This is a genomic window from Hyphomicrobium sp. DY-1 (assembly GCF_047497105.1).
Classification (GTDB): Bacteria; Pseudomonadota; Alphaproteobacteria; order Rhizobiales; family Hyphomicrobiaceae; genus Hyphomicrobium_B.
The window spans coordinates 2,098,228-2,109,251 of the sequence record NZ_CP134870.1 but is presented as its reverse complement, the minus strand read 5'-3'; the positions used below and the strand labels follow the sequence as shown (position 1 = coordinate 2,109,251).

General features: G+C 59.4%; 12 protein-coding genes and 1 tRNA gene. 7 read left to right on the top strand and 6 right to left on the bottom strand.

The window, feature by feature from the left end; all coding sequences use genetic code 11:
* Window positions 1-316: 316 nt before the first annotated feature.
* Both RLW41_RS10085 and glpD read left to right on the top strand, forming a co-directional pair.
* Window positions 317-2,248, top strand: coding sequence for a sodium/substrate symporter small subunit (locus RLW41_RS10085; protein WP_414464424.1), 1,932 nt, complete (start codon window positions 317-319; stop codon window positions 2,246-2,248).
* A gap of 77 nt (window positions 2,249-2,325) precedes the next feature.
* Window positions 2,326-3,828, top strand: coding sequence for a glycerol-3-phosphate dehydrogenase (gene glpD, locus RLW41_RS10080; RefSeq protein WP_414464423.1), 1,503 nt, complete (start codon window positions 2,326-2,328; stop codon window positions 3,826-3,828).
* A gap of 10 nt (window positions 3,829-3,838) precedes the next feature.
* Here the strand turns inward: glpD and RLW41_RS10075 are convergent, their stop codons facing one another.
* From RLW41_RS10075 to RLW41_RS10065, 3 genes are all read right to left on the bottom strand, one after another.
* Window positions 3,839-4,363 carry a hypothetical protein gene (locus tag RLW41_RS10075; protein ID WP_414464422.1) on the bottom strand — a complete coding sequence of 175 codons (525 nt, stop codon included), beginning with the start codon at window positions 4,361-4,363 and terminating at the stop codon, window positions 3,839-3,841.
* A 330-nt stretch (window positions 4,364-4,693) separates the two neighbouring features.
* Window positions 4,694-5,878 (bottom strand): sensor histidine kinase, encoded by a 1,185-nt coding sequence (locus RLW41_RS10070; protein ID WP_414464421.1) that lies wholly within the window; start codon window positions 5,876-5,878, stop codon window positions 4,694-4,696.
* Window positions 5,879-6,087: 209 nt separating this feature from the next.
* Entirely contained in the window at window positions 6,088-6,282 is a 195-nt protein-coding gene (locus RLW41_RS10065; RefSeq protein ID WP_013950339.1) for a hypothetical protein, read from the bottom strand.
* Window positions 6,283-6,597: 315 nt separating this feature from the next.
* Between RLW41_RS10065 and RLW41_RS10060 the strand changes: the two genes are divergently transcribed.
* From RLW41_RS10060 to RLW41_RS10040, 5 genes are all read left to right on the top strand, one after another.
* A tRNA-His gene (locus tag RLW41_RS10060) sits at window positions 6,598-6,674 on the top strand.
* A 380-nt stretch (window positions 6,675-7,054) separates the two neighbouring features.
* Window positions 7,055-7,210, top strand: a complete 156-nt coding sequence (locus RLW41_RS10055; protein ID WP_414464420.1) for a hypothetical protein — start codon at window positions 7,055-7,057, stop codon at window positions 7,208-7,210.
* A 56-nt stretch (window positions 7,211-7,266) separates the two neighbouring features.
* A complete protein-coding gene (locus RLW41_RS10050) occupies window positions 7,267-7,950 on the top strand; it encodes a hypothetical protein (RefSeq protein ID WP_414464419.1) in 684 nt (227 codons plus the stop codon).
* A 41-nt stretch (window positions 7,951-7,991) separates the two neighbouring features.
* Window positions 7,992-8,276: a hypothetical protein gene (locus RLW41_RS10045; protein ID WP_414464418.1), complete on the top strand. Its 285-nt coding sequence runs from the start codon at window positions 7,992-7,994 to the stop codon at window positions 8,274-8,276.
* 168 nt (window positions 8,277-8,444) lie between these two features.
* Window positions 8,445-8,636 carry a hypothetical protein gene (locus tag RLW41_RS10040; RefSeq protein WP_414464417.1) on the top strand — a complete coding sequence of 64 codons (192 nt, stop codon included), beginning with the start codon at window positions 8,445-8,447 and terminating at the stop codon, window positions 8,634-8,636.
* Between the two features lie 23 nt (window positions 8,637-8,659).
* On the opposite strand, the gene RLW41_RS10035 is transcribed toward RLW41_RS10040, so the two are convergent.
* The 3 genes from RLW41_RS10035 to RLW41_RS10025 are packed head-to-tail and all read right to left on the bottom strand — an operon-like array spanning window position 8,660 to window position 11,008.
* Window positions 8,660-9,082 carry a hypothetical protein gene (locus RLW41_RS10035; RefSeq protein WP_414464416.1) on the bottom strand — a complete coding sequence of 141 codons (423 nt, stop codon included), beginning with the start codon at window positions 9,080-9,082 and terminating at the stop codon, window positions 8,660-8,662.
* 58 nt (window positions 9,083-9,140) lie between these two features.
* Window positions 9,141-9,677: a response regulator transcription factor gene (locus RLW41_RS10030; protein WP_013950333.1), complete on the bottom strand. Its 537-nt coding sequence runs from the start codon at window positions 9,675-9,677 to the stop codon at window positions 9,141-9,143.
* Between the two features lie 2 nt (window positions 9,678-9,679).
* Window positions 9,680-11,008: an ATP-binding protein gene (locus RLW41_RS10025; RefSeq protein WP_414464415.1), complete on the bottom strand. Its 1,329-nt coding sequence runs from the start codon at window positions 11,006-11,008 to the stop codon at window positions 9,680-9,682.
* Between the last annotated feature and the right edge of the window lie 16 nt (window positions 11,009-11,024).

Sequence of the window (11,024 nt, the reverse complement as noted above, 5' to 3'; positions counted from 1 at the left end):
GCAGAAGACACAATGGTACATGGTGCGCCCACTCAGCGATGGTTGGGACCGGTCGCAGGGATAAAAACGAATAAAGGTCCAAGTCTAGGGACGAAACTATTGGGGTGGTTCGCCAGTCGAGCCGCCCCAATTCAATTCAGGCATTCGAACGAGCGAAACAACGTTCGTTCTGGCCCGCCATTCCGCCGCCACCGGCATTTTTCTGATCTTAGTTCAGAAGCTCTCATCGGTAATGTTCCCCGCCTTGATCGGAACGCCTTTCTGACGCCAATAGCGCGCGTTCGATGCTAAGCGGGGATGGGAAGAGGTTTTCAGAATGAGTTTGGGGGATATCGCAGGCGCCAGCCGGCCGTCGGGCCGCCTTTTGCTCGCAAGCTTGATGCTATGGCTGATCTTGGCTGTGGCTCTGCCGCTGTGCGCGCTGACGCTCAATCTCTTCCACTTCGCCGGCTTCCCGCTCGGCTTCTGGATCGCAGCCCAGGGCGCCATCATCGGGCTCGTTACACTCGTCGCATTTTACGCTTGGCGCGCGGGCGGCACGTCGGCGCGCGAAGGCATCGGTCCGGCGCTCGTCTTTGCCGGTGAATGCGTCGGCGCGGTCGCGCTGTTGGGCTTCACCGGTTATATCGCGGCCATGGGATATGACGGCTTGGCGCTGCCTCTTGGTATGGTCGCCGGCATCGCGCTTCTCGCCATTCTCGTCGCGCCGCGCTTCGTGCTCTATCCGGTACAATCGATCAGCGGCTTTTTCGCCATCCGCTACGGCAGCAATGTCGTGCGCCGTCTCGCATTCCTGATTGCCTTCGTCGGCTGCGTGCTTTTGCTGGCAGCCGATATCCGCGCCGGATCGCTGGCCTTTCAAAGCTTGTCGAACCTGCCGCTGCCGCAGGCGATCCCCGTTCTTACCCTCGCGATCACAACCATCTGGTTGGCCAGCTCTCTGCTGCCCGGCAAGAAGATCAACGGCATCGGCTTTATCATCATCTGCGGCGGCTTGCTCGCAACGCTAATTGGCCTTGCGCTTTACGCCGACGGGTCGGCCATACCCCATCTAACACTCGGGGCAGCACTGCAAAGTCATGCGAGCATCAGCCAGAAACTGATCATCAATCGCCTCTCGGACTTCCAATCGCTGAAGCCGATGGCGTCGCCATTCCTGCAGCTGTCGATGAAAAACTTCGCCGGCCTGCTACTGGCAGTCGCGTTCGGCATTGTCGTCGCGCCGCATCTTCTCGGCCGCCACGTCTCGCAATCCTCCGTTGCACCAGGCTCTGCCGTAAAGCGCACCGCCGCTGCACTTTTCGCGGTTGCCATCATCATCGCGAGCTTGCCGCCGCTCGCCGTCTATAGCCGCCTCGGCTTCGAACAGGCGATGTCGAAAGGCATCGAGATTGCCGCCATTCCGCAATCGCTGGCGGAGGCCAGCGCGCTCGGCTGGGTGAAGGTCTGCGATCGCAATTCCGAAGCGCCAACCGAACTGACGGCGGCCTGCCAGAAGGCCTCAGGCCAGCGCGGCTTCGTCCGGCTGCAAGACCTCGCGTTTACGACGGACGGTTTCGTCGTCGCCGCACCGAAGATCTCGGGCCTCGATCCTTGGCTGCAATACCCGCTGCTGATCGGCGCCGTGCTGGCCTCGATCCTTATGGGCAACGCGCTCATCTCCGGCATCGTCGTCGCGGATGGCGAAATCCGCGCGAACCGCGACGCCAACGAGGTCGTAAACCTCGATTTCCGAGCCGTGACAGTCGGCGGCACAATGCTTGTCGCAGGTGCGCTCGGCGCACTTTATACGGCGATGAGCACGGGCCTGCTCGCCGCTGAAGGATTTGCGATCCTGGCCGCAGGGCTCTTCCCCGCACTCGTTTTAGGCTTGCATTGGCGGCACATGAACAAGGTCGGCGCCATCGCCGCGATGTTCGTCGGCATTGCCATCACCGGCATCTACCTTCTCGGCGTCCACCTCTGGCCGGTGGAACTGTTCGGCCTGAGCGGCAGCCTGTCGAACGCCATGCCCGAAGCCGCCGACCGTTTCGCAGAGTTGCAAGCCGCACTTGCTGCAGCGACGACACCGGAAGCTCAAGCTGCCGCGCGCGCCGCGCTCGTCGCCCATGTCACGACCATCGCCAACTGGGGCGGACTGCAACCGGCGGCCATCACGCTGGTTTCGGTACCCGTGGGCTTCATCGCCGGATTGGTTTTCAGCCTGCTGTTCCGCAGCCGCAAAGCCGGCGGCCCGACAAAAAGCTGATCCTTCGCGCTTCTGAGCGAGTCGCCTAGAATCCCGCAACGACCAACGTCGCGGAGCGGGTTCCCCATGGGTTTTGCATGACCGATGAAGTCTACGACTTGCTCGTGATCGGCGGCGGCATCAACGGTGCCGGGATCGCCGCCGACGCCGCGTCACGCGGCCTGTCGGTTCTGTTAGCCGAAGCCGAAGACTTGGCAGGCGCAACGTCGTCAGCAAGCTCCAAGCTGATCCACGGCGGCCTCCGCTACCTCGAACACTTCGAATTTCGCCTTGTCCGAGAAGCGCTCGCCGAGCGAGAAGTCCTACTGGCGAAAGCCCCGCACATCGTCCGTCCGCTGCGTTTCGTGCTGCCGCAAGTCGAAGGCATGCGACCGGCTCTGATGATGCGCGCCGGACTTTTCCTTTACGACCACCTCGCCACGCGCCAATCGCTCGGCGCCTCGCACGCGATTGATCTGCGGCGCGAACTGGCGGGCAAACCGCTTCAGCCAGAGATCGCGTCTGGCTTCACGTATTGGGATTGCGCCGTCGACGATGCCCGCCTTGTCGTTCTGAATGCGCTCGCCGCGCGCAATGCCGGAGCCCGCATCCTGACGCGCACCGCCGTCACGGCGCTCACAACTGAAAATGATCTATGGATCGCTTCGCTCGGACGCGATGGCCAACGCTGCGCTGCCCGCGCCATCGTCAATGCGGCTGGTCCTTGGGTCGCTGATGTCGCGAAGCTGGCGACGACGACACAACCGCCGGCAAACGCGATTGCCATTCGCCTCGTCAAAGGCAGTCACATCGTCGTCCCGCGCATCGCCGGCGCTGATGACGCTTACACGTTCCAGAACAGCGACGGCCGCGTCGTGTTTGCAATACCGTTCGAAGATGATTTCACGCTGATCGGCACGACGGAAGAAAAACTGTCGGGCGATCCACGCAATGCCACGCCGACCCGCGTTGAAGAAACATATCTGCTCGACGCCGCGCGCCGCTTTTTTCGGAATGCTCCAAAACATAGCGACATCGTCTGGAGTTTCGCAGGCGTGCGCCCGCTCGATGACGATGGCGCGCAAAGCGCATCCGCCGTCAGCCGCGATTACCGGCTCGACTTGGAAGCCAAGCAATCGCCGCCAATCCTTCACGTCATCGGCGGCAAGATCACCACCTATCGCAAGCTCGCCGAAGCCGCTCTTAGCGCGCTCCATCCCTACTTCCCGGACATGTCCCGCGGAACGACCGCGACGACGCCATTGCCGGGAGGCGACCTTGGTGGACAATCGTTCGAACAGTGGTTGGCAGACTTCGTTCGAGCGAACAGCGGTTTTGCGCCAACTCGTCTCCGCCGTCTCGCTCGCCGCTATGGCGTGCGCGCGCAAGACCTCATCGCCGGAGCGCGATCGGAACAAGACCTTGGCGAAGACTTAGGCGGCGGTCTAACAGCCCGCGAAATCGCCTATCTCAAATCGGAGGAATGGGCCGTGACCGCGGACGATATTCTTTGGCGGCGCACGAAAGTAGGCCTGCACTTGGCGCTCGGCGAGCGCGCGATGGCCGCCGAACGCATTCAGAACGATCTCGATAAAGCGTAGGCCGCTGTGATTACATCAACCGCCGGCGCGACGCGCGAAGACCGCACGTGGCCGGGCAGATCGAATCCGCATCGAGCATCTGGTTGGTCTTGCGCAACGCCGCTGCCAGCGCCTGCGCACCGTTAAGCGTATCGCCGATATCGCCCGAACCGATCAGCGCTTCAGCCGCAGCCGTCAGCGCCTGACGCTCATCATGCTGACACGCAGCGATAATCGAGATCGCGAGGCACTCGTCGCGGCAGAAGCTACGGCAGCCCGCCGGCGAAATCTCGATGTCGCGCTGCGCGTTGGCTTTGACGGCGCGAACGAACTTCGAAAGGTCGAGCAACAACGCCTTGGCATTGTCCGGGCCGAGCATGCCCGAAAACGTGTTCCACGCGTCTTCCCAGCATTTGATATCGCCGGTCGACAATCCGGCGAGCCAGCAGCGGAAGCCGACGGCAACCAGCCGCTCAGGTGCACGCGCCGGCAAGGGTACGACCTTCGCCGAACGCGTCGATTGTCCGAGAGAGGAATTGGATGCCGAATTAGCCATTGTGCGAACCCTCCGACGAAAGGCTCACGAGCGCGGCGACGACGCCGGAGTCGAGACCTGATGAAACGAGTGCTGATGATTGAGAAAGTGCGCAATGAATAGCGCTGGAGAAAAAGTCCATTGTCCGCTCCAATAATCGAGGTTCAAGGCCCCGGTATCGGTTGACGCCAGCAACTGACGAGTGACTGACGCGCGATGTCGCCGATGACATCGTCATCTGAGCTAACGCGACGATAGCGACTCGGTCAACACTTACTAAGTCGCATCGCTCACATTAGAATTTTTATAATTTTCAACTAGCTATGGCGTGCTTCCGACGCCCTCACCGGATCACTTGAAACGGCGTGCGAAGTCGCCGAACAGGATCGTCGCCGCCGTCCCTTTCTGAGGTGCGCTCTCGATTTCCATCTCCGCCCCCATGTCGCGCACCAGCGATTCGACGAGCGGCAGTCCGATGCCGTTGCTGCGTGCCCACGCGGGCTTCAATTCGCTGGCCGATATCGATCCCGCCGCCGCACCGACGCCGCTCATCCCACCGCCGGTATCACGGACCGTGAGAAACACGCGACCGTCGTCCAGGTGTCCGGTCGCGACGTGGACATCTCCGCCCCGCGGGGTGAATTTGATCGCGTTGGTCAGCAGATTGAGCAGGATCTGCCGCAGCGCCGTCGGATTGGCGACGACATGCGGCGTGCTTCCATCGGAGTCGAATGAAAGGTTCAATCCACACGATTCCGCCAGCGCCTTCACGCTCGAAACCGTGCGGTCAACGATGGCATTGAGATCGATTGCGATGAGACGCGACGCGGCCGTCGCGGGCTTGGCGCGTTCTGCGAGCAGCGACGTGATGACGTCGAGGGCGTGCGTTGCGCTTTCGTGAATGTCCGCAGCGTAGCTCAAGTAGCGCTGGTTCTTCATCTCGCCGAGCCGTTCGTCGCGCATGATCTCGGCAGCAGCCGCAATCGCCGTCAGCGGCGTCTTGAGCTCGTGCGCGAGCTTGGCGATGGTATCAACGTCGAGACTGGCGGCTATAGACGCCGCGACCGGCTGGGCTGCGACCGGTGCGCTCGCCGGCGCGTCCGGCAGCTTTTCGACCGCGCCGGCCGAAGTGCCCGCGCGGCGGGACGGCGGATAGCTATCGTCCGGAGCCTCGACCATCTCGATGTGAAGCAGCAAAACCTTCGAACCCTTGCCGCCGCGTTGCGCAACCTTGCATTTCACGCGTTTCAGCCGACCGCTGTTCCAGAACAGCAAGGTCTCAGGCGTCCCCTTGCCGAGGTTCGTCGCCGCCGCAATCTGCCGAAGGCGCGCAACGGCAGGCATCGCCGGATCAAGCGCGATCGGAAAGGTTGCATAAGGGAAAAGCCCGAGCGAAGACCGCCCGCGCGCGTTCGCGGCGAGAATTTCCGCAGCCTCAGTGTCGATGACGACAGTGGGTTGCGCGTCCTGCTCGGCATCGAGCGGCGCTGCATCGTCACGGCCATTCGGGAGTACGGGTTTAGCCGCGACAGCCATCGTGAAAGTTCGCCCGTTCCAAAGGCTTATTCGCAACGCACCACGTCAACGTACGTGATTTGCGGACACCTAGAACGGCGAAACGCACGATTTTCCACTGCCAACCGCGGGACGGGCGCGATCGCCTCGCTGCACCGCGGGTGGAACCACATCAACCGATTGAACGAAAACGCAGAATGACAATCTAGGCGCGCACCGACCTCGTCGGTTTACGCAGCCTTGGTCAGAATGGCCTCGCGGAGCTTCTCCGGGTCGCGTTCGCCGCGATCGGCCAGGTCGTAGAGTTTCTCGATAATGTCCTCATCTGGAATATTGAGCGACATCTGGTGTGCTTCGTCGATGATGCTTTTTAGCAATTGCTGAAGCTCATCGAGCTCTTCCGAGCTGTAATGACAAAGGGTCATGATTTTCCGTTTTCCCCCGAAAACAGTCCCTACGGTTTCCCCACTAGCGCACTATACTCCCGTCCGGGGACCGAGTTCCATGCGTTCATGCAAAGTTAATATTCAATCGTGTAGGCCCCCCGAAAATTCGGGGCTGACAGCGCAAAGAGCGATAAGTCGCCCTTGACCCTCGCCCCAGGCTGTGATGGAACCAGCGCTCGCCGAGCGCACCTTCGGGGCCGCTCGACAATCGGGGATCTCCGGCGCGACGGATGAGGCGTTTGCAGATGCACTGCGCCAGCCAAACGCGCTAAAGTTACCCTGAAAACGGCTTGTGCCGCCTTAGCTCAGTTGGTTAGAGCGCTAGATTGTGGATCTAGAGGTCCCCGGTTCAACTCTGGGAGGCGGTACCATTTCCAAATCAATAGGTTAGCTGTTTCCTAGCACCTTTGATTTCGCTTTCTTTCCCCCAATTCCTAGCACGTTCCTAGCATCTTTGCGGTCTTTGCGCTCTGTTCGAGCTTCGCTCTCACCGCATCGCTTCGCTCTGCTAACCAACTGAGCTAAGGCGGCACAGGAGAGGGATAGAAAGAGAAGGGTGGCTTCCACCTTCGCTGTTGGCGACTCCGGAAGGCAGCATGTCGTCCACACCCCTTAGAGGGGGGCCGGGGTAGTGGCGTGGCTTAGGGAATGATCCTTAGAAAGTTACGCTACAATTTTTCATCCTAATTTGCTTGAAAAAACCGAGTAATAACAATATAATAAACAATCAATATTACGATAGGACAACAAAATGAAAGATATGTCGTTACCTATGAGCCCAGAAAAAGCACTTAACACCTTTCGGGACCTCACCAACGGCGAAAGATCCCTTGAGAAACCTGTAGATATACTGTTCGCCATCAAGGATGCATTCGAGCAAGAGCTATCGTCCGACTTCGATGAATGATTTCTCCAAGTTGTACGGGCGAATCTGATAGTAGTCTCGCATTTTGAGGCTACGCCATGCTCCAACCAGCTAGCAAAAAGCATATGGATGCTATCGGGCTGTATGGGCAGCTCATGGAGGAAGTTAAGGTTCGCATCGCTGCAATCCAGCACATCTCGGAAGGTAAGACTGGATTGCCCGGGCCGATTGCCCAAGAGATTTTTTATCTTCAGCTCAGACTGATTATCGAGCTTATCGCTCTTGGCGCGCTAGTAGCTCACGGTGACATCGCGGAGGCTTCACGCCTTAAGAAGGAGTGGAAGGCAAACGAGATATTGGAGCGCCTGGAGGAACTGCATCCGTCCTTTTTTCCCCAACCCGCGAAACAGCTAACGATAGGAGGTAAAGCTCACATCGAACGTGTGGATGGTGGCATGTCAAAAGAGGAAATGATCAAACTGTATTGCCGTTCTGGAGACTACCTTCACAAAGGCAATCTGAAAAAACTACTTAAGGCAAAACAACCGTCTCAAATTCTCTTTCCTATACTGATGAGGCACGTTACCGGCATCATCAAGCTGCTCAACTTTCACGTCATTTCTCTTGTAGGAGATGAGCAAATGATCGCGTGCGGAATGCAAACGGTGGAAAAGAACAATTGCGTTTCCGTGAGTATATTCCAGAAGCTTACTAACCCGAACGTCATTGCAGCAGCCGAACGAGCGAGTGATCCCAATCTACTCGTCTATCCCAACGAATAACGCGACAGCAAAGTCTGATACACAGACGGAGACTGACTTCCATGGCAGCAATAAAACTATTCAAGCCTGTCGATCTTACGACTATCAAAGGGCACGCTGTCCACATCGAAGCGATCGAAATGAATAACCCCCTCCTGGTGTTTATTGGAACGTTGGAAATCGGTGTCCATGTCCTTGAGGCCGCATGGACCAAAGGCGGCAATGTGGAACTGTTGACGTTCAATGATAAAGTTCGCCCGGAACTTGCCGACTTAGCGATAGCCCCAGAGGAACTGTCAGACCTCTCAGAGACCGCACTGAGGCTCGATGCCGGAGGCATGAAGTAAGCCCCACATTTCAGGACACCAGTAAACTAGGGAATCCATCCGTTGGAGTAACCCAATCGGAGCTTGCGGTAGCCTCGGCCCCTCAAGGGCCGGAGGTGGTACTCTGTAAGATCAGTTTTGAGGGCTCCCTGGACAAGTCAATATGGGAGCATCAGCGCGAGAACTAGCATGACCTCCGACAACACGCCCGAGCCGAAACCCAAGCATGACCTGACCTCGCGCCGCGCGTGGCTGCTCGCCATCTATATTTTCGTACTCGTCGTCCTTGTGCGGCTCTACTGGCCGGGCTGGCCATTTCCCGACAAGCCGAATCCCGCGCCGCAGGCTCCCGTCTCCGGCCCGCAAATCCCGCAGAACTAAACGCCCGCTACGAAGGCCCCGCTTCAGTCCTGGCTCGGCGCTTCGCTTGGCAGCGGAAGATTGGAGTCCGGATCGGCGCTCGGCCCGGTGAGCACATTGACGTTATCGTCCACCGTCATGCCGTCGGCCTGATCCTGTTCGTCATCGGATTGCTGATCGCTCTGCGCGTCGTCCGCCGGTAGGGCCATCGGATCTTCATGCTTCGTCGCATACGCCTGACAGCCCGCAATGAAGTCCGCGGAATTTCCTCCGCATTCCGAGGGATCGTCGATGCCGAGTTCCTTGCCCCAGGCATAACCGGCGTCGCGGCTCACACAATCGACATCGCACGGCGGCGTTCGATGCGCTTCTTTCGTTTCTGCAAAGCCGACAGCAATAAGCAGCGTCAATCCCATCACTCCGACAAACGTCGTCGACTGATGAATGGAAACCGAACCGCTGCGCATGATGCAAAACCCCTCCGCTTGCTGACGTTAAGCTAGCAGAACAGGATCGCCGCGGCAGCTATTTTACGCGGCGCTTTTCAAGCTTCCGCGCCAGCGTCCGGCGGTGCATGCCAAGCCTCCGCGCCGCCTCGGAAATATTGAAATTCGTCTCAACCAGGATCTGGTGAATGTGCTCCCACTCGACGGTCTTGATCGACGTCGGGCGTTCCGTGAGCGCAACACCGGGGTCGCCTTGGGCGCGCTCGAAGGCATCCTCAATATCGTCCGTGCTCGACGGTTTCACGAGGTAATGCCGCGCGCCGAGCTTGATCGCTTCAACCGCGGTGGCGATGCTCGCAAAGCCCGTGAGCACGACAATCACGGTCGAGGGATCATGCGCATGCAGGGCTTCGACGCATGTCAAACCGGAAGCGCCAGCAAGCTTCAGATCGACGACCGCAAAGCCCGGCGTGCGGACCTGCAGGATGTCGTGGAGTTGCTCGGGGCCTTCGGCGTGATCGACCTTGTACCCGCGCCGCTCGAACGAACGCTTGAGCGTCGCGGCGAAAGACGCATCGTCTTCGACGATCACCAGCGTTGGGTTGGCATCATCCATGTCTAGCGGGCTCCAAGGGCAAGGGCCGAAAGCGGCAGCTTGAGCGTCACGGACGCACCGCCTTCGGGACGGTTGGCCGCTATGACGCTGCCGCCGAGTTTGCGGACCACATTCACAACCAAAAACAATCCAAGCCCGCCGCCCGGCTTCCCCTTGCTCGATTGATAGGGCTTTCCGAATTGCGCGAGCATTTGCGGCGCAAATCCCGGACCGCGGTCCAGCACGCGCAGAATAAGCATATCGCCATCACGCGAAATCGAAACGCCGACCCAGTCGGGCGATGAATCGTAAGCATTGTCCAGCACGTTGAAGATGATCTGCTTCAGCGTCGAATCGGAAACGATCGACAGATCGGCACCGAACGCGTTGCTATAATCGAGATAGTTTGGAGTTCGCGCTTCCCGCCACTCGTTGATCAGAGCGTTAAAGAAGGTCGTCACCGTGGTCACGCTCGGGGCTTCGCCGCGTGCCTCTCCGGCCGACAGCAGCACGCCCGTCAGGATCGATTTGCAGCGCTTCACGGCTGCTTGCATTTCATCGACTTCCTGCAACAGCTCGGGATTGCCTGTGATGACCGGAATCCGACGCCAATCGCCGAGAATGACCGACAGCGATGCCAATGGCGTGCCAAGTTCATGCGCAGCACCCGATGCCAAAAGCCCCATGCGCACGATATGATCCTCTTCGGCGGCATGCTGCTTCAGCGCTGCAAGGCGCGCATCGCGCTCCCTGAGATTGCGCGTGATGCGCGTGACAAACACGAACAGCAAGGCCGCATCGACCACGAAACAGACCAGCATGCCGATAACATGCAGGGTAAAGAGGTCGATCTCTCCGGCCGGAATTTCAAGTGGACGATAAAACCGCGTAAGCAAAAGGAAGCTCGCGCACGTCGCGGCCAACACCACCGACGTCAGCCGTACATTGAGCAGCACCGCTGCCAGCGTGACCTGAAGGAGATAAAGGAAGGCAAACGGGTTCATCGCCCCGCCGCTGAGATAGAGCTGTGCCGTCAGACCGGCAACGTCGAGCAGCAGCGCGATGAGCAAGCCCACAGCGCTGACGTCACGGCCGCGCCGCAGCCACCAGAGGCTCGCGAGATTGAGAACCACCAACGACGCCGCAACGAGACCCATCGGCACGAGCGGAAGATTGACCCCCAGGACGGTCCAGACGAACACAATCGTCGCCACCTGGCCCGCAACCGCGATCCAGCGAAGCTGGACCAGCAGCAGCATGTTTTCCACGCCAATGGCATCGGCTCCATTGGCAGGCGATGCCGCGAGTTCGTCGCTCTGAAAAGGGAACTGGTGGTCACTGAACTTCGACATACCGGGCGCACAGACT

Coding starts and splice junctions, on each gene's coding strand:
- RLW41_RS10085 (WP_414464424.1), top strand. CDS start 317: ATGAGTTTGGGGGATATCGCAGGCGCCAGCCGGCCGTCGGGCCGCCTT.
- glpD (WP_414464423.1), top strand. CDS start 2,326: ATGACCGATGAAGTCTACGACTTGCTCGTGATCGGCGGCGGCATCAAC.
- RLW41_RS10075 (WP_414464422.1), bottom strand. CDS start 4,363: ATGGCTAATTCGGCATCCAATTCCTCTCTCGGACAATCGACGCGTTCG.
- RLW41_RS10070 (WP_414464421.1), bottom strand. CDS start 5,878: ATGGCTGTCGCGGCTAAACCCGTACTCCCGAATGGCCGTGACGATGCA.
- RLW41_RS10065 (WP_013950339.1), bottom strand. CDS start 6,282: ATGACCCTTTGTCATTACAGCTCGGAAGAGCTCGATGAGCTTCAGCAA.
- RLW41_RS10055 (WP_414464420.1), top strand. CDS start 7,055: ATGAAAGATATGTCGTTACCTATGAGCCCAGAAAAAGCACTTAACACC.
- RLW41_RS10050 (WP_414464419.1), top strand. CDS start 7,267: ATGCTCCAACCAGCTAGCAAAAAGCATATGGATGCTATCGGGCTGTAT.
- RLW41_RS10045 (WP_414464418.1), top strand. CDS start 7,992: ATGGCAGCAATAAAACTATTCAAGCCTGTCGATCTTACGACTATCAAA.
- RLW41_RS10040 (WP_414464417.1), top strand. CDS start 8,445: ATGACCTCCGACAACACGCCCGAGCCGAAACCCAAGCATGACCTGACC.
- RLW41_RS10035 (WP_414464416.1), bottom strand. CDS start 9,082: ATGCGCAGCGGTTCGGTTTCCATTCATCAGTCGACGACGTTTGTCGGA.
- RLW41_RS10030 (WP_013950333.1), bottom strand. CDS start 9,677: ATGGATGATGCCAACCCAACGCTGGTGATCGTCGAAGACGATGCGTCT.
- RLW41_RS10025 (WP_414464415.1), bottom strand. CDS start 11,008: ATGTCGAAGTTCAGTGACCACCAGTTCCCTTTTCAGAGCGACGAACTC.